The organism is Streptomyces sp. 2A115 (genome assembly GCF_052245575.1).
In the GTDB taxonomy this organism is placed as follows: domain Bacteria; phylum Actinomycetota; class Actinomycetes; order Streptomycetales; family Streptomycetaceae; genus Streptomyces.
Genome location: NZ_JBQQCG010000015.1, coordinates 105,511 through 126,089 on the forward strand (window position 1 = coordinate 105,511; position 20,579 = coordinate 126,089).

Here is a 20,579-nt window from a genome sequence, read left to right on the forward strand (position 1 = left end):
GCTTACCGGGTAAGCCACTTCACCTCGTACGCGTCCATGTCGAAACTCTCCCCGTCGATCTCCGTGCTGATCTTCCGGTCCAGGGTGTTGACCACGAGGACGGCCTTGTCGTCGGCGAGGACCCGTACGTTCGGTACGTCGTCGGCGGCGACGGAGACCTGCTCGTATTTCGTTCCGGGCGGGAACTCCTCGCTGAAGCGGGAGACGAGGTCGAGCATCGGCATCGGTTCGCCGCCGTCGGCGCGGTCGGTCGGGGTCCACAGGCAGCCGGCGCAGTCGGCGCCCTTCTCCTTCTCCGGGTTCCAGTAGAAGGCGGAGGTGGTGCCGCCGCGGGCCATCGCGATCAGCCCCGAGGCCTGGACGGCGACGCGGTGCGGCTCGGACCAGTCGTCGCGGTCGTCGTCGGCGTCGGCCGGCTCCACGTAGTACTCGGCCCACCACAGCGGCAGGTCACCGGTCCGTTCGCGCACCCAGCGGCTGACGGCCGTGAACTTCTCGGTGGCCGCGAACTCGTCCGGCAGCAGGTCGTCGTCCTTGGTGTAGCTGGAGCCGTCGACGACGACGAAGTCCGCGCCCGCCTTGTTCTTGTTCCAGTGGTCGAAGGCATCGAGAACCCGCTGGTCCGCGGTGCCCCAGGTGCCCTTCAGCGTCGGCGAGGCGTCTTCCTTCTGGCGTGGGTCGAGGCTGTCCATCACCAGATAGGGCCCGCCTACCTGGATGTCCTCGTCGACCTTCTTGAGCGCCTTGTAGACCAGGTTGTACAACTCGGTGTAGCCCTCGTAGTCCCAGCGGGCCTCGGCGTCGTTCCAGAACCCCTTGAACTCGTTCCAGACGATGAAGTGGCGTACGTCCGGGTAGCGCTTGGCGACGGTCGCGGCGAGCGCGGCGTAGTCCTTGTAGTGGGCGCGGTCCGGAGCGGTCTCCAGGGCCTCCTGGCTCCAGTCGGTGTTGCCGGAGCCGGACTTGCCGCCCTTCATCCAGTCCGGCGCGCAGCACAGGGTGACGACCGGGGTGCCGCCCGACTCGCGGACGAAGTCGATACGGCGGTCCATGTCCTCGAAGTCGTACCGCCCCTTGACCGGCTCTGGGTTGTCCGAGCCCCAGCCCATGATGTGCTGGATCTGCGGGAGGGGCTGCTCACCGAGGCGCTCCGCCACCCGCTTCGTGGCGGCGCCGGGGCCCTCGTCGGCGCTGAACTGGGTGTGGGTGAAGCCCCATCCCACTTCCGGTTTCGTCTCCTCCGGAGGGACGGCGGGCGTCCCGTGCACCTTGTCACCGTCCCGAGTCGTGCCGACATCACTCGCCCCGTCCCCGGGCAGCGTGTTGAGCAGGGTGAGCACCAGGGCCAGAGCGGCCGCGCCCACACCGAGCAGAGCGGTGAGCCGCCACCGCCGTGCCCCCGAATTCCACCCATGACGTCCCATCAAGGGCAACAGTAACGGCGTGGCTTGGCGGTAGGACAGGTTCCGTCATCCACAGACCGGTAACAGGACGGAGGGGATACACCGGGAGCCAGCGCCTGTCCGGCGGCACACCGGACACGCGGTGACATCCTTGCCCTCCGGGGTGCAACCCGGAAAGCGGATGCACAGGGCGCCCGGGTGACGGATCATGTCGGCATGTCTGCGAACCCACACGACGCTCTGCCGATCCGGCTCAACGTCGACGACAGCGACTCGCCGTCGGACGTCGTCGACGCGCTGTTCCTCGGCCGCTTCGCGACGGGCGAGCAGCCGCACTCGCACTCGGCGAACATCGACCGAGTACGGTCCGGGGCGACGCTGCTGCCGCCGGGCGCCCGGGTGTTGCGCTCCGCACGCGACGACGACCGCAGCGCGACGCTCGCCGAGGGAGACGGCTGGACGGTGCTGGTGTCGCGCTGGAACCGGGGTGCCGACGTCACGGTCACCGCGACCAGCGAGGAACTGGCCGCGAAGGTGCTCGGCCAGGCCACGGACGGCGCGGCCGACGAGCCCGAACCGCAGCCGGAGAACGTGACGATGGGGTTCTGGTACGTGTCGCCGCGGCGTGGCCCGCATCGCACGACCCGACAGATCTCGGCGGGTACGTGGGACGAGGTGCGGACGAACTACACCGCACCGGTCGCGGACGCGATGGACGAGCTGATGAAGACGACGCCGGAGAACATCGCGGGCCGTCTGCTGCTGCTCCACGGTCCGCCGGGTACGGGCAAGACGTCGGCGCTGCGCACCCTGGCGCGCTCGTGGCGGGACTGGTGCCAGGTGGACTGCGTGCTGGACCCCGAGCGGCTCTTCTCCGACGTCGGCTATCTGATGGACATCGCGATCGGCGAGGAGGACAGCACGGGGAAGGGCCGCTGGCGGCTGCTCCTGCTGGAGGACTGCGACGAGCTGATCCGCGGCGAGGCCAAGCACACGGCCGGCCAGGCACTCTCGCGCCTGCTCAATCTCACCGACGGCCTGCTGGGCCAGGGCCGCAACGTGCTGGTGGGCGTGACGACCAACGAGGACCTGGAACGCCTCCACCCGGCCGTGGTCCGCCCCGGCCGCTGCCTCGCCCGCATCGAGGTCGGGCCGTTGACCCGCCGTGAGTCGGCTGCCTGGCTCGGCACGGAGGAGGGCCTCGGCCGCGAGGGAGCGACCCTGGCCGAGCTGTACGCACTGCGCCGGGGGACGACGCCGACTTCGGTACCGGACCAGCGCGCGGGCGCGGACGCGGGGTTGTACCTGTAGCCGCCACTGGGCTGTGCCTGCGATTGAGGTACCTGGCACTGGGCTGTACCTGTCATTGGGCGTACCCGTCACTGGGAGTACCCGTCACTGGGCCGCACCTCTTATTGGGCCGCACCTCTTATTGGGCTGCATCTGCCGTGCACTCGCGCGTCTCACCGGCGCGGGTACGCCCTCACCGGTGTTTCTATGGGTGTATGACCCTGTTCGTCGGCACGTCGGGGTGGCAGTACAAGGACTGGCGCGGCGTCGTGTACCCGGCCGCGTTGCCCACGCGGCTCTGGCTCGAGGAGTACGCGGCGCGGTTCGCCACGGTCGAGATCAACAACGCCTTCTACCGGCTGCCGTCGCGGGAGACCTTCGAGGCCTGGCGGGAGCGCACACCGCCGGACTTCGTCGTCGCCGTCAAGGCGAGCCGCTTCCTGACCCACATCAAACGGCTGCGGGACCCCGAGGAGCCGGTGCACCGGCTGATGAGCCACGCCGCCGGACTCGGCGACCGGCTCGGACCCGTGCTGCTCCAGCTCCCGCCCACGCTGCGCGCCGACGCCGGTCTCCTCGACGACTGCCTCGCCCACTTCCCGGCCGGCACCCGGGTCGCGGTCGAACCGCGCCACGACTCCTGGTGGACACCCGCGGTGCGCGACGTGCTCGAGACACGGGGCGCCGCGTTGTGCTGGGCCGACATCCTGGCCCGGCCGGTGACTCCGCTGTGGCGGACGGCCGACTGGGGCTATGTGCGCTTCCACGTCGGACGGGCCCGGCTGTGGCCGCACTACGGTCGGCAGTCCCTGATGACCTGGGCACGGCGGATCGCGGACACCTGGCCCGACGACCACGAGGTGTACGCGTACTTCAACAATGATCCGCACGCCGCGGCGGTCCTCGACGCGAGGGTGTTCGCACGGGCCGCCACGACGACGGGCCTGACCGTCACCCGCACCCCGCGCCGCCTGCCGCCCGCCACGGAGGACGCCACGGATGCCGGAGCCTGAGGCGGGGCACGGCCCTGCCCCTGGCGGGGAGCGAAGTCCTGGTCAGGGACCGAACCGAACCCTCAGTCCCCGTACCGCGCACCCTCAGTCCCCGTACGCCGCACGCAGCGCATCCCGAGCCGCATCGAGCGCCGCCCGCTCGGGAAGCCCGAGGCGGCGGACGCGCTCGGCGTAGGCCTGGGCGGCAGCGGCGGCTTCCCGGGAAGCCGCGTCACCCGCGGCGGCGACGAACGTTCCGTTGCGCCCCCGGGTCTCGATCACCCCGTCCGACTCCAGCGCCCGGTACGCCTTGGCGACCGTATTGGCCGCGAGGCCCAGCTCATCGGCCAGCCCCCGCACGGTCGGCAGCCGGTAGCCCACCGGCAGCGCCCCCGCATGAGCCTGCTCGGAAATCTGGGCGCGCACCTGCTCGTAGGGCGCGACCCCCGCACCGTCATCGATGTCGATCTTCAACGTCACGCAGCGATTGTCCCGCAACCCCGGGAAATTGGGAGGCACCCGGCCACACGCCCCCGTAGCGTGCGACCTCATGACTGTGATCGTTCGCGACTTCCGCGCAGGAGACGCCGAGGGCTTCGCCCGCATCCGGCACCTGGCGCTTCCCTTCATGCTCTCCACCCCCGAGGCCATCCTCTACGACGTCGCGCACAGCCATCCCGACGCCCACTTCCAGCCGCTGGTCGCGGAGAGGGACGGCGAACTCATCGGCACGGCCCAGGTCGGCTTCGCGCACGACAGCCCGCAGCCCGGCCAGGGCTACCTGAACGTGTACGTGCACCCGGACCGCCAGGGCCAGGGCGCGGGCTCCCTGCTCGTGAAGACCGCCGAGGAACGCCTCTCCGGCCTGAACGCGACGAAGCTCTTCTCCTGGGTCCTGGACAAGCCCGCGAACCGCGCCTTCGCCGAGACGCGCGGTTACCGCGCGAGCCGCTCAGCGCACTTCCTCCGCCTGGACCTCGCGAACGGCACCCTGCCACCGCTCCAAGAGCCGCCGACGGGCGTCGAAGTGCGCTCGGCCGCGGACTTCGCGGGCGACCCGCGCCCGCTGTTCGCCCTGGACGCGGAGGCATCCGGGGACGAACCGAGCGACATCGACTACGAGTTCACGAACTACGAGGCATGGCTGAAGGAGACCTGGCAACACCCGCTCTTGAGCCAGGAGCTGACCTCCATCACGGTCGTCGACGGCCGCCCCGCCGCGTTCAGCGCCGCCCGCACCGACGGCGGCACCCGCTACGGCACCGTGATGACGGGCACGGCCCGGGCCCACCGCGGCCGCGGTCTCGCCAAGCTCGCCAAGAACGACTCCCTGCACCGCGCCCGCGCCGCCGGCTTCACGGAGGCGTTCACGGGCAACGACTCCGGCAACGGCCCGATGCTCGCGATCAACAAATGGTTCGGCTACGAGATCTGCGCCACCGAGATGCGCTACATCCGCGAACTCTGACGAGCTCGATCCCCTCGCCCGCGAGGGCGGCGTCGAAACGCTGCCCAGCCGGCCAACAGCCCCGCACCCGACACCCCGCTCCTTGCTCCTTGCTCCTCGCTCCTCAAGGCACGGCGATCACCACGTACCGCTCGTCCGCCACCTCCCGTCCCCACAGCAGCGAGTCGCCGGACAGCCGCTCCACGCGCACGTCCTCCGCGAGGGGCGCGAGCAGCTCGGTCAGCCGGTCGGCGGATATGCCGACCGGGCTCACGGTCCCCCACACACCCTCTATGAGGACGAGCCGTCCGCCGGGCCGGAGCAGCCCCCGCCAATGCGCCAGAACGCGGCCGGGATCGGGCAGCGTCCACAGCACATGGCGGACGAGGACGACATCGAACCGCTGCTCTCCGACCGGCGGGGCGGCCGCGTCACCTACCAGGAAGGCCGCGTCACGCCCGGCCAGCTTGGCGCGGGCGAGGTCGACCATGCGCGGCGACAGGTCGACCCCGGTGACCCGATGTCGCTCCTCGGACGCGAGGAGCGACAGGCTGCCGGTGCCGCAGCCCAGATCGAGCACGTCGGACGGGCGGGGCGGCAGCCAGCCGCGCAGTCTGGCCGCCCACGCCTCGCGCACGGCGGGGTCCCGCAGCCCGTGGTCCGGCTCGTCGTCGAAGGAGGCGGACTCGGCGTCCCAGTCGATACCTGACCGCTCTTCACCAGCACTGTTACTCGTCATGCGCCCAGAGTGACACCCGCCACTGACAACGGGACTTTTCACCAGTCATGCGAGCGACCCACGAGTGACAGGCGGGCAACGGACAACCGACCGATAAACGACCAATGACCGATCTGACAGCGGAAACGTGACAACCGCCACTGACAAGCCGCCCACCGATGAGTCACTCTCCCCGGAACGGTCTACCTCCGTGAAAACGCGGAACTCGGTAGACGCAAGGAGGCAGCCATGCGCCGCGTAACCGTGCAGAAGCCCCTGAGGAAGTCGGAATCCCGCCGCGTGCGGGAGGACGCAGACGAACGCCCCGCCGAGCGTCCGGAGGTTCGAAAGGACATCCATCGCACGTGGTGGCCGGACGGGTGAGCCGGCCGAGTTCGGCAGCCATGAGAACCGCCTGGCCCGACCCGGGCAGCGATGAAAGCCGTCAGGGCGTCAGCCGCTTGCGGTAGTGGAGCCGGTCGTACGGCCCGTCCCCGCGGCGCTCCATGAGTTCGTACCCGAACTTCGGGTAGAGCCTCTGGTTCTCCCACATCATCACGTTTGTATAGAGCCTGACCTCGGGCAGTCCGAGCGCACGCGCGCGTGCGTCCACGAATTCGAGGAGCCGCCGCCCCACGCCCTGCCCATGGGCGTCCGGGTGCACGGCGATGCTGTCGAGGAACAGATGGTCCTCGTACGCCTCGATGACCACGAGCCCGATCACGGGCTCCCCCGTGACGAACACTCGTCCCGCTGCGACATTGGCGGCGTGGTCCGCCTCCATGGGCACCGGAACCACCCCGATGCGCTCGATGTAGTGGTGATACGCCGCGTCGGTGACCGCCTTCACCGCGGCGACGTCGCCCGCGACGGCCGGGCGGATCTCGGAGTCGTCGGAGCCTTCGGCGTCTTCGGCGTCTTCGGCGTCTTCGGCGTCGTACGGGGTGTCTGTCATGGCCGGACGGTACCTACCTGATCGCAGTCTGAGCACTCCCTTAAGCGGACCATAAGGATCGCCCTCACCCGTCCTCATCAGGCGATTTCGCGGTTCCGAGGGGCTAGCTTGCTGATCGCCCCCAGGCATCTCAGGCACGCCGGGCCCCTGGTGCCCGCGCCCCCAGGACCGTTTCGAGGAGTTCCCCCATGTCTGCTCGCCGCAAGGCTGTCGCCATCGCCGCCGTCAGCGCCGCGCCGCTCGCCCTGACCGCGCTCGCCGTCGGCCCGGCCGCCGCGCACGGTTCGATGACGGACCCGGTGAGCCGGGTCGCGGCCTGCTATGCGGAGGGCCCGGAGAGCCCCCGCTCCGCGGCCTGCAAGGCGGCCGTCGCGACCAGCGGCACCCAGGCCCTCTACGACTGGAACGGGGTCAACATCGCGAACGCGGCGGGCAGGTCGAAGCAGATCATCCCCGACGGAAAGCTGTGCAGCGCGGGCAACGACAAGTACAAGGGCCTCGACCTGGCCCGCGCCGACTGGCCGGCCACCCAGCTGACCTCGGGCAACCGCACCTTCCGCTACAAGGGAACCGCCCCGCACAAGGGCTCGTTCGAGTTGTACGTCACCAAGGACGGCTACGACCCGGCGAAGCCGCTCAAGTGGTCGGACCTGGAGGAGAAGCCGTTCCTCAAGGTCACCGACCCGAAGTTGGAGAACGGCGACTACGTCTTCGACGGGGTCGTCCCGGTCAAGTCGGGCCGCCATCTGATCTATTCGGTCTGGCAGCGCTCGGACTCCCCCGAGGCGTTCTACACCTGCTCGGACGTCGTCTTCGGAGAGGGCGGAAACGGCGGCGGGGGCGGTCGGGGCGACGGCGGCGGGCAGGGCGCCGGCGCGGAGGCCTCCGCCGCCCCGACCGCGTCGGCCCCGTCCGACAAGGAGATAGCCGACGGCACCGACAAGTCGTCCGTGGAGCACGACGGTCACGGCGACGACGACCCGAAGACCCAGGCGACGGCTACGGCAGCCGCGGGCACGGACACCGAATCCGGATCCACTGAGACGACGACGACGGCGACGGACGGCTCCGGCGCCGACTCGTCGACCGATGCCGAACCCGCCGGCGCCACGGAGAACCTCGCCGAGACCGGTGGCGACAGCACCACCTCGTACATCGCGATCGGTGGGGCGACCGCCCTGGCGATCGGTGCCGCGGCGCTGTTCGCCTCGGTCCGTCGCCGTACGGTGAGCGGCGGCCGCCACAGCCGCTAGTCGGTAGCCGGTAGCGGGTAGTCGGTCCGCCGACCGGTCAGCCGATCCCGGAGAGACAGGTGGTCGGGGTGGCGTGCGCCGGATCCAGGGCGTTCGCCACCTCGTGGAACGCGATCCGGTCGAAGAGTCCGATCGCCGCGTGTTCCGAGAGGTCGGCCGGACACAGGTCCTGGATCAGGACGTTGCGTACGTTCGGACCGTCGAGGTACTGCGAGCGGTATGGCGTGACCACCTCGTCGTACTTGGTGGCGATGACCGTGTAGCGGACGCCCGGCACGGTGTCGCCGCCCGCGTTGAGCTTGGTCAGGAAAGCGGAGCCGGGCACTTGGTCGGCGAGGGCCGGGGTGGCCGTGGAGAGCAGATCGCCCGCGCCGGGGAAGTACGGCAACAGGTTGGCGAGTCCGCCCAGGGTCGTGCCGTGGTTGTTGGGAGCGATGCCGACGAGGGCGTTCACCTTGGCGGCTCCGCCGAGGAACTTCAGGTAGTGGCGGGGCATCAGACCGCCCTGCGAGTGGCCTACGAGGTCGGTCTCGGCGGCTCCGGTCGCGGTGAGCACCTTGTCGACGAAGCTCCGGAGCTGCTCTGCCGACTTGTCGATGGGGCCGAGGGCGTGGAAGAGCGGGACGCCGGGCAGCTGCCCGTAGTCGAGGGAGTAGACGCAGTAGTCGCGGTTCACCAGGTAGGGCGCGAGGGCGAGCCAGTTGTCGACGGAGTTCGCGAAGGTGCCGTGGACGAGGACGACGGGACGGGGGTGGGCGGCGGACGGTTTGCAGGAGTAGTTGTTCCAGCCTCTGCTGGGGGCGCCCTTGCTGGGTGCGGATTCAGCCTGGGCGGTGGTGGCGGCGGGTGCGACGGTGGCGGGCACGACGGTGACCGCGGCGGTCAGCAGCAGCGCGGCCAGAGGTCTGAGCACTCGTTTCCAGGGCAGCATCGGGTGATCTCCTTGCGGCTCAAGGGAGTTGCGACGACGTACGCCCTGTGACCCGGATCACGAGGATGCTGTTCTTTTGACAAATTACGAGCGAGTAGCAAAAGAGTGAAGTTACGCGTCAGTAAAAACTTCCAGTGACAGGCGCGGGCGCTGACGCGTACCGATGAAGCATCACCAGGCGGGCTTGATGGGACCGTAGGGCGCAATACGCAGCAAACGGTCACGCAACGCCCGGACTTCACCTTCACCGAGCAACTCGACCCACGGCCGTACGGCTTCCGCGGCGGCCTCCTCCGCGGCGCGCGTACAGTCCCAGCCGCGCTCGGTGAGGACGACCAGCCGGGCACGCGCGTCCGCCGGGTGGGGCCGCCGTTCGGCGTATCCCTTGCGGACGATCTCCTCCACGAGCTGACTGGCGGCCTGCTTGGTCACGCCCAGATGGGCGGCGAGTTCGGTGACCGTCGCCCCGTCCGGGGCGAGCCGGGCGAACGCGAAGCCGTGCGCGGGTCGCACCCCCTCGAAGCCGCGGGCGACGACACCGTCGTTGATGCGCTGCGTGAGCTCGCCCGCGACGGCGAGCAGGGCGACGGACAGGGCCATGGCCTCGGAGTTCTGCACGCATGCATTGAAACACCGTTGACGGATTGGTCAACCTGCTTGACTATAGAGTCACATAGTCAAGTAGATTGACCATTCAGTCCCGCAGTCCGTCCATCACCGGAGGCAGCCGTGCCCGTCATTCGCTCTTCCGAAGCCGTCGTCCACGAGATCCACGGCGCCCGCTTCGTCTCGTACGCCACTCCCCTCAGCGGAAGCAAGGAGCTGTGCGCCTGGCGGGGCGAGATCCCCGCGGGTACGAAGGCGCCCGCGCACACCGTCAACCGTGAGGAGATCTTCCACCTCCTCTCCGGCGAACTGCTGATGACGCTCGACGGCCGCACCGAGCGAATCGCCGCGGGCGACACGGTGATCGTCACCCCCGGCGCGACACTCACCGTCGAGAACCCGACCGAAGAGACCGCGATCTCCTGGGTCACCACATCCATCGGCCTCCAGGCAGAACTGGCCGACGGCACGATCATCACCCCCCCATGGGCCAACTGACCTGCTGGGGGGCGCGTCCCTTCAGGGGCGCGGGGAACCGCGCGCCCAGCCACAACCGACCCGCACCCTCCAAACAACCCGCAGCTCCAGTACCGTCCTCCAAGCGGAGCGCCCCCGGCATCACCGCCCGCGGCCCGAACTTCGCCCGCACCCGGTCCGCCACCTCCTCGATGCGGCGGGCCTTCTCGTCCAACGGATCGAAGGTGAGCTGGTAGGAGGCCTGTTCAGCGGGATCCAGGCCCTCGGCCCGCAGGGCGATGCCGCGGACCCGGGCGCGCTGCAGGCCGAGCGCCTCGTACATGCGGTACGCGGCGTCGGTGAGGGCCGAGGAGTGGGCGGTCGGCTCGGAAAGAGTGCGGCTGCGGGTCGTTGTGGACCGGTCTGCGTAGCGGACGGTGAGGGTGAGCGTGCGGCACACCTTCTCCAGGGCGCGGAGCCGGGAGCCCAGTTCCTCGGCGGCGGAGAGCAGGGCGCGCCGGTGCCGGGACCGGTCCAACTCGTCGCGCTCGAAGGGTCGTTCGGCCGCGAGAGAGCGGGAGACGGCGTTCGGTACGACCCGGCCGCGGTCGATGCCCCGGGCCTGCTCCAGCAGTTCACGGCCGGTACGGGCGCTGGTGAGCCGTTGCAGCGTGGAGAGCGGCGCGGCGGCGACCTTGCCGAGGGTGTCGAGGCCGTACTCGCACAGGGTGCGCGCGGTGGCGGCGCCGACTCCGGGCAGGGCCCGTACCGGCTGTTCTTCGAGGAACTCCGCGAGGGCGCCGGGCTCTTCGGGCACCACGCGGGTCGTTCCGGGGCCGGCCTCCCGCAGGGCCATCCGGGCGAACATCGGCCCGGGTCCGGCGCCGATCGCGCAGTCGACGCCGTGCCACGCGAGCGCCCGTACCCGTATCAGCGAGGCCAGTTCCACGGCATCCCGCCCGAAGTACCGCTCCGCGCCCCGTAGATCCACCAACGCCCCGTCGGGCGGCAGCGCTTCGACGACGGGCGTGAACTCCTCCAGCACTCCGAGGAGTCGGGGCAGAGCGGCCTCGTACATCGGAGGCAGTTGGAAACGTACGCAAAGGATGGTCATCCCGCACTCCCCGGGCTCTGGTGCCACAACTTCCTTCCGCTCGCGGGCCCTTCGCCCGCCGGGCGCAGATCCGCCCACGGATTCATTTCGTATCCCGTGGGCATCTGGATTCGACGGCCGCCCGCCGAATCTCGACCGCCCCGGGAACCGTCCTCGGCCCCGCCGTCCCCCTGCGGCTCCGCCAGCCGCAGCGCCACTCCGTCCAGCCCTTCCGCGTCACGCAGTTCCACCAGGTCGGCGAGGTTCCAGGCGGCCGCCCCGACCACGCTGAGGCTGCGCGGGCCGCGGCGCTGCACCACCCCGCGCACCAGCAGCAGCCAGGAGTGGAAGACGGTGTGCGCGCAGGCGTCGTGGGAGTCGTCGAAGAAGGCGAGGTCGACCAGGCCCGTGCCGTCGTCCAGGGTGGTGAAGATGACCCGCTTGCCGGAGCGGATCGGCGGGGTCTGTGTGGCCGCCTTGGCGCCCGCGACCAGGACCGTCTCACCGTTCCGTGCCTCGCGAAGCCGTCGCGCCGACACCACGCCCAACTCGTCGAGGAACGCCCGGTGATCGTCCATCAGATTGCGCGAGGCGTCCATGGAGAGCACGCCAAGCTCGGCGCTGAGCCGCTCCGCCGAGGAGAGATCGGGCAGACCGGCCGACGCGGTCTTTCGGCCGCCGGACAACGGGAGTTGATCCCCACGGCCACCGCGCGCACCCCGGTGGAGCTCCGTCAAGTGCAGTTGCAGATCACGGCGGTTGGCGCCGAACGCGTCCAACGCGCCTACCTGCGCGAGCCGTTGAGCGATCGGACGGCTCGGCCGGGCCCGTTCCCAGAAGTCGAGCAACGAGGCGTACGGCTGTCCGTCCGCGATCCGCGCCGCCTCGGCCTCGCTGATGCCGTGCACGTCGGAGAGCGCCAGACGCAGGCCCCAGGCCTTCCCGGGCTCTCCGACACCCCTGGATTCAGACACCAGTTCGATACGGTGGGCGACCGCCGACCGGTTCACGTCCAACGGCAGGACCGGCACCCCCCGCCGCCGGGCGTCCGCGAGCAGCAGCCGCTTCGGATACATCCCCGGGTCGTGCGTGAGCAGCCCGGCGTAGAAGGCTGCCGGGTGATGCGCCTTCAGCCACGCCGACTGATACGTCGGTACGGCGAAGGCGACCGCGTGCGCCTTGCAGAAGCCGTACGACCCGAAGGCCTCGACGATCTCCCAAGTACGGGTAATCGTTTCCGCGTCGTACCCCTTCGCGGCCGCGCACTGCGCGAACCAGACGCGGATCCTCCCCTGCGACTCGGGGTCGGACAGCCCGCGCCTGATCTGGTCCGCCTCGTCACGCCCACAGCCGGTCATGATGTCGACGATGTCGATGATCTGCTCATGAAAGACCACGACCCCGTACGTCTCCTTCAGCGGCCCCTCCAGGTCCCGGTGCGGGTAGCGGACCGGCGCCCGGCCGTGCCGTGCCGCGATGAACGGCCGCACCATGTCGGCCGCGACCGGCCCGGGCCGGAAGAGGGAGATGTCGACGACGAGGTCGTGGAAGGTCGCGGGCTGGAGCCTGCCGACCAGGTCCCGCTGCCCCGGCGACTCGATCTGGAAGCAGCCCAACGTCTCGGTGGACTGGATGAGTCGGTACGTCTCCGGGTCCCCCTCCTCAAGAGCGTCCAGGTCGACATGTGTCCCTGTCGCCCGCACCACCTCGGCCACCGCGTGCGCCATCGCGGACTGCATCCGCACGCCCAGCACGTCGAGCTTGAGCAGCCCGAGATCCTCGACGTCGTCCTTGTCGAACTGCGCCATGGGGAAGCCCTCGCCGCTGGTCGGCATGACCGGTGTACGGGAGAGGAGTGAGGCATCGGAGAGGAGCACCCCGCACGGGTGCATGGCGACTCCGCGCGGGAGGGCGTCGAGAGCCTCGACCAGCTCCCACAGCCGCCCGTACTTCTCCATCCCCCCTGCCAGTTGGCGCAGTTCGGGCAGTTCCTTGAGCGCCGCGCGAGCGTCGCGGGCGCGAATGTGCGGGAAGGACTTGGCGATGCGGTCGATGTCGGCCGGGTCCATGGAGAGCGCGGCGCCGACGTCGCGGATGGCGTGCCGTACGCGATACGTCTCGGGCATCGCCACGGTCGCGACCCGCTCGGTGCCGAACCGGTCGATGATCGCGCGGTAGACGTCGAGCCGGCGTGCGGACTCCACATCGATGTCGATGTCGGGCAGGGCCCGGCGGCGCTTGGACAGGAAGCGTTCCATCAGCAGTCCGTGCTTGACGGGATCGGCGTGCGCGATGCCGAGGAGGTGGTTGACGAGCGAGCCCGCGCCGGAGCCGCGCGCGGCGACCCGGACGCCCATCGCCCTTACGTCGTCCACGACTTGAGCGACCGTCAGGAAGTAGGAGGCGAAGTTGTGGTGGGCGATGATGTCCAGCTCGCGGTGCATTCGCTCCCAGTAGACCCGGGCCTCGGAAGAACGGTCGTAACCACGCAGCACCATCCCCGCCGCCGCTCGCGAGGCCAGCACGCGTTGCGCGGTGCGGCGGTCGGCGCCGACGAGATGCGGCTCGGGGAAGTGGACGGCGCCCATGCCGAGGTCGTCCTCCGGGTCGACGAGGCACTCGGCGGCGGTGGACCGGGTCTGTTCGAGCAGGCGGTACGCGGCGTCGCGGCGGTAGCCCGCTGCCTCGACGACGCGTTCCGCGGCACCGAGCATGGCGTCCGCGTCCTTGAGCCAGGCCTCGCCGCTGTCCAGTTCCCCGCGGGGGTCGATCGGCACGAGCCGGCGGGCGGCGTCCAGGACGTCGGCGACCGGGCCCATGCCCGGGTCGGCGTATCGGACGGCGTTGCTGAGCACCGGCCGTACCCGCTGCTCGGCGGCGAATCCGACGGTACGGGCGGCCAGGCGCAGCGAGCCGGGACCGGTTCCTTCACGACCGTGCCAGACCGCTTCGAGACGCAGGGCGTCGCCGTGGACCTCCCGCCAGGGCGCGAGCAGCTTCGCGGCCCGGTCGGGACGCCCGGCGGCGAGCGCGCGCCCCACGTCGGAGGCGGGGCCGAGCAGCACGGTCAGGCCCTCGGCGTGGTTCTCGGCCCAGGGCAGCAGCGGCGGGCCTTCGCCCGCATGCGATGCGGTAACGATCCTGCAGAGGTCGGCCCAGCCCGCCGCACCATCCCGGGCAAGGAAGGTCACCCGGGGTGTCGACTCGTCGATGAAGGCACCGCCACGCACAGGAGCCCGGCGCCGCACCCCTCGCACGGCCTCCCCGACCGCGAGCTCCACCCCGAACAGCGGACGTACACCGTGGGCGGCGCAGGCCTTGGCGAAACGGACCGCGCCCGCGAGGGTGTCCCGGTCGGTGAGGGCGAGCGCGTCCATGCCCCGCTCGGAGGCGCGCTCGGCGAGGCGCTCCGGGTGGGAGGCTCCGTAGCGCAGGGAGAACCCGGAAGCGGTGTGCAGATGCGTGAAGTCCGGCACGCGCACCTCCACTCTCCAGGGGCTCCCATGCCAGCCCTCGAACATTAGTTCCCAGCTCCCTCACTCCCACCATAGACCATTTTCGAACTCTTGTGCGACATCCATTCGAACCCATCCCACCTGCGCAAACGCAGGACGGCTGTGTCCGTTCAGGCTTGTTTGCGGTGTTCGTGGGAGTTGGCGACCTGCGACTCGCCTGTCGGCCACTTCGGCGCTCGCTCAGGAGGTGAGCGAGAACCTGAGTGCGTACACGCAGAGGGCCCCTGCCGGGGCAAGCTGGAGTGGTGGCCTACTTCGTCCGATGCCAAGACGAGAACAGCTGGGAGGCTTCGAGATGACGACGATGGCGAACCTGCCCGAGGTGGTGTCGCGCGACGAGTGGCTCGCCGCCCGCAAGGAACTGCTGGCCAAGGAGAAGGAACTCACCCGGGCGCGCGACCGGGTCAACGCCGAGCGGCGGCGGCTGCCGATGGTGCGCGTCGACAAGCCGTACACCTTCGAAGGCCCGGACGGGACGGTGGGTCTGCTCGACCTGTTCGAGGGGCGGCCCCAGCTGGTCATGCACCACTTCATGTGGACCTTCGACATCGATGCCGACGGCGTCGAGCATCCCCGCGACACCGGCTGCCCCAGCTGCTCCTCCGCAGCTGACCAGATCGGCAACCCGCGACAGCTGCACGTCCGCAACACGACGCTGGTCGCGGTGACCCGGGCGCCGTACGAGAAGCTCGCCGCGTTCCGCGAGCGGATGGGCTGGACCTTCCCCTGGTACTCCTCGTACGCGAGCGACTTCAACTACGACTTCCACACGACCGTCGACGACCGGATCGCGCCGGTGCAGATCTTCCACCGCACCGAGGCCGAGCTGGCCGAGGCCGGGATGCCGTGGTCGGAGAGCATGCGCGGCGACTGGCCGGGCATCAGCGCGTTCCTGCGCGTCGGGGACGAGGTGTTCCACACCTACTCCACCTTCGGCCGTGGCATCGAGGAGTTCCACAACGGCTACCCGCACCTCGACCTCACCGCGCTCGGCCGCCAGGAGGCATGGGAGGAGCCGAAGGACCGCGCGGTCCCCCTCGGCCTGGAGGCCGGCGGCCCCGCCCTGCGCCTCCCCGACGAGTACGACGCCTGACGATTCGGCCAACAGTGATGCTCGGAGTCAAAAGGCACTGATGGTTGAAAGGACTGAGGGTTGAAAGGACTGAGGGTTGAAAGGCACTGCTGGTGAACGGATCCGGGTGCCCTCGACTGCCCCCAGCCAGTCCGGGCCGGCATAGCTCGCGCCGGGGAGGTCCCGCGTCGCCGCGTACCGGGTGGGCAGCGCGCCGGCCCGGTCGTCCTGGGCGAAGGGGAGCGACCAGCCACAACCGCCCCGCACCTTCCACACAGCCGAGAGAGCCCCGCCCCCGCACAGCGGGGACGGGGCTCTCTCCGATGGTCCGACGGGGCTGAGGTCAGCCGATCTCGGTCCCGGTCGCGGAGAGTGCCTCCGTGACCGGCTGGAAGAAGGTCTCCCCACCCGAGGTGCAGTCGCCGCTACCCCCGGAGGTGAGCCCGATCGCGCTGCTGCCCGAGAAGAGCGAGCCACCACTGTCACCGGGCTCGGCGCAGACGTCGGTCTGGATAAGCCCGTTGACGATGTCGCCGCTGCCGTAGTTCACCGTGGCGTCCAGACCGGTGACCGTACCGTCGTGCACCTGGGTCGTGGAGCCACTGCGAGTGACCTCCATGCCGACGGTGGCCTCCGCGGCTCCCGTGATCTCCTGCGCGGAGCCGTCGTAGAGGTTCACCTCGCTCGGGTGGTCCACGTCCGCGGTGTACTTGACCAGGCCGTAGTCGTTGTCGGGGAAGCTGGACTCCGCGTTCTCGCCGATCACGTTGCCGGACGAGTCCGACCACGACGAGATCGACTCGGTGCAGTGCCCCGCGGTCAGGAAGGCCGGTTCGCCGCCGAGGAGCACGTTGAAGCCGAGCGAGCAGCGGCCGCCGCCACCGGTGATCGCGTCACCGCCGGCGATGAAGGGCTTGAACTCCCCCTTGGTGGTCTTGAGTTCGGCCTTGGCGCCGAGCCCGTCGACGACCTTGGTCAACTGGGCCATCTTCTCGCCCTTGACCGTGCGGTCCGCGGTGACCACGATCTTGTTGGTCGCCGGGTCGGTCGCCCACGAGGTGCCGGGGATGGTCGCGTCCTGCTTCAGCGTCGTACGGGCGCCCTTGAGTTCGGCGAGGGAGTTCTCGACGATTCTGGCCTTGGCGCCGGCCGACTCGACGGTCTCGGCCGCGGCCTTGTCGAGCACGTTCACGACGAGGTTCTCGGCCTTCGCGTCGTAATACGTTCCCGCCGCGTCCGTACCGAGGTCCTTGCCGAGCGTCGATGCGAGCTTTCCGGCCGCCTTGATCGACAGGGTCCGGGGCTCGGGCGTGGGCTCGCTCTCACTCGCGTTCGCAGTCTGGAAGGTGACTCCCGCGGCGACCAGTGCGGTGATGCCCGCACCTGCCAGGGCGGCCCGCCGCTTGGGTATGCGTCGGTGCTTCAAGTTACGTCCTCCTGTGGGGGGTCGGACGCGGCGATCGTGGGGGACCATCGCGACCGGAAGGTGTACGGACATGAACCCGGCTCACAAAAAAAGCCGCGTTCATGCCAACGGACACCAACCACTATTCCGAGGCCTGCCGGGAGCGCACAAGGTCGACTTCAGGACGCGCACGCAGTAATGAGCGCGCCCCCCTCGCAGGTTGACGCGCGTTGACTCATCGCTGTCGCACCACGTCGGTCCCCATCGCAAACACTACGGGCGAGTAACTAATGGCAGCCTGTGAGGTCTAGTCCTGTCCGGATTTCGACCCTCCGAAGTCTGGATCCAACGAGGTCTCGACCGGCGGGAGTTGCTCCTGCATCGATTGCTGCAACTGGGACAACAGCTGCTGCGCCGGAGCCGGCAGTCCCTGCGCCAGGGCCGAAGGCGACTGCGACGCCGACTGGTCCGACGGGACCGACGGCTGCTCCGACTCGGGCAACGACTGCTGCCCCTGAGCCGCCGACGGCTGTTGCGTCGAGGGCGCCGGCTGCTGTGCCCGCTCCAGGAACCGCAGCAGCTCCACCGGGAAGGGCAGTACGAGCGTGGAGTTCTTCTCGGCCGCGACCGCCACCACGGTCTGCAGCAGCCGCAGTTGGAGCGCGGCGGGCTGCTCGGACATCACCCCGGCGGCCTCCGCCAGCTTCTTCGACGCCTGCAACTCGGCGTCGGCGTTGATGACCCGGGCCCGGCGCTCGCGGTCGGCCTCGGCCTGACGTGCCATGGACCGCTTCATCGTCTCCGGCAGCGACACGTCCTTGATCTCGACGCGGTCGATCTGTACGCCCCAGCCCACCGCCGGGCTGTCGATCATCAGCTCCAGGCCCTGGTTGAGCTTCTCTCGGTTGGAGAGCAGATCGTCGAGATCACTCTTGCCGATGATCGAGCGCAGCGAGGTCTGCGCCATCTGCGAGACCGCGAACCGGTAGTCCTCGACCCGCACGACCGCGTCGGCCGCGTCCACCACCTTGAAGTAGATGACGGCGTCCACGCGCACCGTGACGTTGTCCCTGGTGATGCCGTCCTGCGCGGGAACCGGCATCGTCACGATCTGCATGTTGACCTTCTGGAGCCGGTCCACGAAGGGCACGATCATGGTGAATCCCGGCCCGCGCACCTGAGATCGCAGCTTGCCGAGCCGGAGCACCACACCCCGTTCGTACTGTTTGACGACCCGGGCCGCCGACATTACGTACACCGCTCCGACAGACGCGAGGGCTACTCCCGCCGTCACCAGCTCCTCGACCATTACGACCCCCAGGGTCCGTATCGGGCGCAACAGGTGTGTACTTCGACGGTAACTCCGGTGCGGACGCCAAGGGGAGATGGAGGACACAGGTGCCGAGCGGCATACGGATGCGGGACGGACGACGGCTGGCGTTCGAGGAGTGGGGAGACCCGGGTGGTACGCCGGTGGTGCTGCTGCACGGCACACCGGGCGGCCGGCACGGCGTGGTGCCACCGGAGCTGATGGCGGCGCGTCCCGGGGTGCGGTTCATCGCGTACGACCGCCCCGGGTACGGGGACTCGGACCGCGGCCCCGGCCGACGGATCGCGCACGCCGCGCGGGACGTGTCCGCGCTGGCCGACGCACTCGGGCTCGAACGGTTCGCGGTGCTGGGCCGCGCGGGCGGCGCCCCGCACGCGCTCGCCTGCGCGGCGCTGCTGCCCAGGCGGGTACGGCGGGCGGCGGCGATGGCGACCCTCGCGCCGCCCGTCGCCGAGGGGCTCAGCTGGTTCGAGGGCATGGCCGTGTCCTGTGTCGAGGACTTCACGCGGGCGCTGACCGACCCGGTGGACTACGCGGACCGTCTCGCCGCGCGGGCGACCGCGATCCGCGCGGACCCGGCCCAGTTCCTCGCGTCGATCCGCGACGGACTCACCGACTCCGACCGCCGGATCATCTCAGCGCCGGCCGAGAGCGACATGCTGCTGCGCGACTACCGTGAGGCGCTGCGCACTTCGGCCTACGGCTGGCTCGACGACAACCTCGCGCTGCTGAGCCACTGGGGCTTCGACCCGACCCTGATCACCCGCCCCGTACTGCTGTGGCACGGCGCCATGGACACCTTCTCCCCCTTGGGCCACTTCGAATGGCTGGCCCAGCACATCCCCCGCGCCCGCCCCGTCCTGGACCCGAAGGGCAGCCACTTCTCGTCCCTGGAGGCCCTCCCGGACGTACTGGACTGGCTGAGCGCAGCACCCCTTTAGCAGCGCCCCCTTTGGCAGCGCCCCTTTAGGGGCGCGGGGAACTGCGCGACCAGCCACAGACAACCCGCGGCTTCCGTACGAACCAAAGACGAGCCCCGCACTGCGAACGCAGTGCGGGGCTCACCTGCTGCCGGCCGCAGGCACATCGCGCGGGTACTGCTGAACGGTGGCGCGGGCCGGTCTACCGGTCTAGAAGACGCTGACGCCGTATGCGCTCAGGGCCTCGGTGACCGGCTGGAAGAACGTGGTGCCGCCGGAGGAGCAGTTGCCGCTGCCGCCGGAGGTCAGACCGTAGGCGGTGCCGTTGCTGCCGTAGAGCGGGCCGCCGGAGTCGCCGGGCTCGGCACAGACCGTGGTCTGGATCATGCCGTAGACGACGTCGCCGCCACCGTAGTTGACGGTCGCGTTGAGAGCGGTCACGCGTCCGGTACGGGTTCCGGTGGTGGAACCGGTACGGATGACGTTGGTGCCCACGGTCGGAGTCGCCGCACGGGTGATGTCGACGCTGCCCGCCGTACCCCCCTTGGCGATGGAGGTGTTGGTGTACCGCACGAGACCGTAGTCGTTGGTCGGGAAGCTGGAGCCGGCGGTCGGACCGAGGACCGTCGTACGGCCGGAGTTGGAGTACCAGGTTCCCGCGCCGTCGGTGCAGTGACCGGCGGTCACGAAGTAGTTGGCTCCCGAGCTGTTGCGGACGTTGAAGCCCAGAGAACAGCGCCAGCTACTCGCATAGATAGCGTCGCCGCCGGCAATGAGTTTGTTGATTTTACCCGGGGTGTGCTTGATCTGAAGGGCACCGGCGTTGCCGCCCGCGGCCTCCTTGATCTTGGCGATCTCCGCTTCGGAGACCGTGCTGTCGACGGTGACGACGACCTTGTTGGTCTTGGCGTCGGTCGCCCAGGCGGTGCCCGGCACATCGGCCTTGAGCACCGAAGAGTTGGCGCTCTTCAGCTCGGACGCGCTGAACGCCTGAGCGTCACTCGCGCTCGCGGAAGGGACGGTGACGCTGACTGCTGCCGCGGCCGCGATTCCGGTGGCCACGGCGATCAGCCGGGTCCGTCTCGCTATGCCACTGCGGGGGGTGGTGCGCTTGGTCCTCACTGTTCGTTCCCTCCAAAGGGAAGTCCGGGGGCCCGCGTGGGGTCGGGGCCCGTGAGGCGCACGTCAGAGGA

The 20,579-nt window shown here is 69.8% G+C and carries 17 protein-coding genes and 2 pseudogenes; 7 read left to right on the top strand and 12 right to left on the bottom strand.

Going from position 1 to position 20,579, the window contains the following annotated elements; genetic code table 11:
- Nucleotides 1-2: 2 nt before the first annotated feature.
- The gene (locus tag ACTWQR_RS15870) at nucleotides 3-1,424 is read right to left on the bottom strand and encodes a GH39 family glycosyl hydrolase (RefSeq protein ID WP_443227697.1); all 1,422 of its coding nucleotides are present in this window, start codon (nucleotides 1,422-1,424) and stop codon (nucleotides 3-5) included.
- 195 nt (nucleotides 1,425-1,619) lie between these two features.
- Here ACTWQR_RS15870 and ACTWQR_RS15875 point away from each other — a divergent pair, with 195 nt between their 5' ends.
- On the top strand, nucleotides 1,620-2,714 hold the full coding sequence (locus ACTWQR_RS15875; RefSeq protein WP_443227698.1) for a DUF5925 domain-containing protein: 1,095 nt from the start codon (nucleotides 1,620-1,622) through the stop codon (nucleotides 2,712-2,714).
- Nucleotides 2,715-2,908: 194 nt separating this feature from the next.
- A complete protein-coding gene (locus tag ACTWQR_RS15880) occupies nucleotides 2,909-3,706 on the top strand; it encodes a DUF72 domain-containing protein (RefSeq protein ID WP_443227699.1) in 798 nt (265 codons plus the stop codon).
- An 84-nt stretch (nucleotides 3,707-3,790) separates the two neighbouring features.
- Here ACTWQR_RS15880 and ACTWQR_RS15885 read toward each other — a convergent pair whose 3' ends face one another.
- Nucleotides 3,791-4,165: a GntR family transcriptional regulator gene (locus ACTWQR_RS15885; protein WP_443227700.1), complete on the bottom strand. Its 375-nt coding sequence runs from the start codon at nucleotides 4,163-4,165 to the stop codon at nucleotides 3,791-3,793.
- 70 nt (nucleotides 4,166-4,235) lie between these two features.
- Between ACTWQR_RS15885 and ACTWQR_RS15890 the strand changes: the two genes are divergently transcribed.
- Nucleotides 4,236-5,153 carry a GNAT family N-acetyltransferase gene (locus tag ACTWQR_RS15890; RefSeq protein ID WP_443227701.1) on the top strand — a complete coding sequence of 306 codons (918 nt, stop codon included), beginning with the start codon at nucleotides 4,236-4,238 and terminating at the stop codon, nucleotides 5,151-5,153.
- Between the two features lie 103 nt (nucleotides 5,154-5,256).
- Here ACTWQR_RS15890 and ACTWQR_RS15895 read toward each other — a convergent pair whose 3' ends face one another.
- The gene (locus tag ACTWQR_RS15895) at nucleotides 5,257-5,871 is read right to left on the bottom strand and encodes a class I SAM-dependent methyltransferase (protein ID WP_443227702.1); all 615 of its coding nucleotides are present in this window, start codon (nucleotides 5,869-5,871) and stop codon (nucleotides 5,257-5,259) included.
- 424 nt (nucleotides 5,872-6,295) lie between these two features.
- On the bottom strand, nucleotides 6,296-6,805 hold the full coding sequence (locus ACTWQR_RS15900; RefSeq protein ID WP_443227703.1) for a GNAT family N-acetyltransferase: 510 nt from the start codon (nucleotides 6,803-6,805) through the stop codon (nucleotides 6,296-6,298).
- Nucleotides 6,806-6,993: 188 nt separating this feature from the next.
- On the opposite strand from ACTWQR_RS15900, the gene ACTWQR_RS15905 reads away from it, so the two are divergent.
- Nucleotides 6,994-8,058 (top strand): lytic polysaccharide monooxygenase auxiliary activity family 9 protein, encoded by a 1,065-nt coding sequence (locus ACTWQR_RS15905; protein WP_443227704.1) that lies wholly within the window; start codon nucleotides 6,994-6,996, stop codon nucleotides 8,056-8,058.
- A 37-nt stretch (nucleotides 8,059-8,095) separates the two neighbouring features.
- Here the strand turns inward: ACTWQR_RS15905 and ACTWQR_RS15910 are convergent, their stop codons facing one another.
- On the bottom strand, nucleotides 8,096-8,989 hold the full coding sequence (locus tag ACTWQR_RS15910; protein ID WP_443227705.1) for an esterase/lipase family protein: 894 nt from the start codon (nucleotides 8,987-8,989) through the stop codon (nucleotides 8,096-8,098).
- 171 nt (nucleotides 8,990-9,160) lie between these two features.
- Nucleotides 9,161-9,607: a MarR family winged helix-turn-helix transcriptional regulator gene (locus ACTWQR_RS15915; RefSeq protein WP_443227706.1), complete on the bottom strand. Its 447-nt coding sequence runs from the start codon at nucleotides 9,605-9,607 to the stop codon at nucleotides 9,161-9,163.
- Nucleotides 9,608-9,718: 111 nt separating this feature from the next.
- On the opposite strand from ACTWQR_RS15915, the gene ACTWQR_RS15920 reads away from it, so the two are divergent.
- Entirely contained in the window at nucleotides 9,719-10,093 is a 375-nt protein-coding gene (locus tag ACTWQR_RS15920; RefSeq protein ID WP_443227707.1) for a cupin domain-containing protein, read from the top strand.
- Between the two features lie 106 nt (nucleotides 10,094-10,199).
- On the opposite strand, the pseudogene ACTWQR_RS15925 reads toward ACTWQR_RS15920, so the two are convergent.
- Nucleotides 10,200-11,165 (bottom strand): annotated as a pseudogene (locus tag ACTWQR_RS15925) (DNA polymerase Y family protein); the annotation flags it as partial.
- Complete coding sequence (locus ACTWQR_RS15930; protein ID WP_443227708.1) at nucleotides 11,162-14,620, bottom strand: DNA polymerase III subunit alpha; 3,459 nt, start codon at nucleotides 14,618-14,620, stop codon at nucleotides 11,162-11,164. The pseudogene ACTWQR_RS15925 and the gene ACTWQR_RS15930, both read right to left, overlap by 4 nt.
- Before the next feature lie 334 nt (nucleotides 14,621-14,954).
- Here ACTWQR_RS15930 and ACTWQR_RS15935 point away from each other — a divergent pair, with 334 nt between their 5' ends.
- Nucleotides 14,955-15,752, top strand: coding sequence for a DUF899 domain-containing protein (locus tag ACTWQR_RS15935; RefSeq protein ID WP_443227709.1), 798 nt, complete (start codon nucleotides 14,955-14,957; stop codon nucleotides 15,750-15,752).
- Between the two features lie 108 nt (nucleotides 15,753-15,860).
- Here the strand turns inward: ACTWQR_RS15935 and ACTWQR_RS15940 are convergent.
- From ACTWQR_RS15940 to ACTWQR_RS15950, 3 genes and pseudogenes are all read right to left on the bottom strand, one after another.
- Nucleotides 15,861-15,965: pseudogene (locus ACTWQR_RS15940) on the bottom strand (oxidoreductase); the annotation flags it as partial.
- 109 nt (nucleotides 15,966-16,074) lie between these two features.
- Nucleotides 16,075-17,157, bottom strand: a complete 1,083-nt coding sequence (locus ACTWQR_RS15945; protein WP_443227710.1) for a S1 family peptidase — start codon at nucleotides 17,155-17,157, stop codon at nucleotides 16,075-16,077.
- Nucleotides 17,158-17,443: 286 nt separating this feature from the next.
- Entirely contained in the window at nucleotides 17,444-18,445 is a 1,002-nt protein-coding gene (locus ACTWQR_RS15950; protein ID WP_443227711.1) for a slipin family protein, read from the bottom strand.
- An 89-nt stretch (nucleotides 18,446-18,534) separates the two neighbouring features.
- Here ACTWQR_RS15950 and ACTWQR_RS15955 point away from each other — a divergent pair, with 89 nt between their 5' ends.
- On the top strand, nucleotides 18,535-19,407 hold the full coding sequence (locus ACTWQR_RS15955) for an alpha/beta fold hydrolase (RefSeq protein WP_443227712.1): 873 nt from the start codon (nucleotides 18,535-18,537) through the stop codon (nucleotides 19,405-19,407).
- A gap of 189 nt (nucleotides 19,408-19,596) precedes the next feature.
- On the opposite strand, the gene ACTWQR_RS15960 is transcribed toward ACTWQR_RS15955, so the two are convergent.
- A complete protein-coding gene (locus tag ACTWQR_RS15960) occupies nucleotides 19,597-20,508 on the bottom strand; it encodes a S1 family peptidase (protein ID WP_443227713.1) in 912 nt (303 codons plus the stop codon).
- Nucleotides 20,509-20,579 lie beyond the last annotated feature (71 nt).

What these genes read in the sequence shown, in the direction of transcription:
- ACTWQR_RS15900 (WP_443227703.1), bottom strand. Translation starts at nt 6,805, where the DNA reads ATGACAGACACCCCGTACGACGCCGAAGACGCCGAAGACGCCGAAGAC.
- ACTWQR_RS15910 (WP_443227705.1), bottom strand. Translation starts at nt 8,989, where the DNA reads ATGCTGCCCTGGAAACGAGTGCTCAGACCTCTGGCCGCGCTGCTGCTG.
- ACTWQR_RS15950 (WP_443227711.1), bottom strand. Translation starts at nt 18,445, where the DNA reads ATGGTCGAGGAGCTGGTGACGGCGGGAGTAGCCCTCGCGTCTGTCGGA.
- ACTWQR_RS15905 (WP_443227704.1), top strand. Translation starts at nt 6,994, where the DNA reads ATGTCTGCTCGCCGCAAGGCTGTCGCCATCGCCGCCGTCAGCGCCGCG.
- ACTWQR_RS15870 (WP_443227697.1), bottom strand. Translation starts at nt 1,424, where the DNA reads ATGGGACGTCATGGGTGGAATTCGGGGGCACGGCGGTGGCGGCTCACC.
- ACTWQR_RS15880 (WP_443227699.1), top strand. Translation starts at nt 2,909, where the DNA reads ATGACCCTGTTCGTCGGCACGTCGGGGTGGCAGTACAAGGACTGGCGC.
- ACTWQR_RS15895 (WP_443227702.1), bottom strand. Translation starts at nt 5,871, where the DNA reads ATGACGAGTAACAGTGCTGGTGAAGAGCGGTCAGGTATCGACTGGGAC.
- ACTWQR_RS15890 (WP_443227701.1), top strand. Translation starts at nt 4,236, where the DNA reads ATGACTGTGATCGTTCGCGACTTCCGCGCAGGAGACGCCGAGGGCTTC.
- ACTWQR_RS15935 (WP_443227709.1), top strand. Translation starts at nt 14,955, where the DNA reads ATGACGACGATGGCGAACCTGCCCGAGGTGGTGTCGCGCGACGAGTGG.
- ACTWQR_RS15875 (WP_443227698.1), top strand. Translation starts at nt 1,620, where the DNA reads ATGTCTGCGAACCCACACGACGCTCTGCCGATCCGGCTCAACGTCGAC.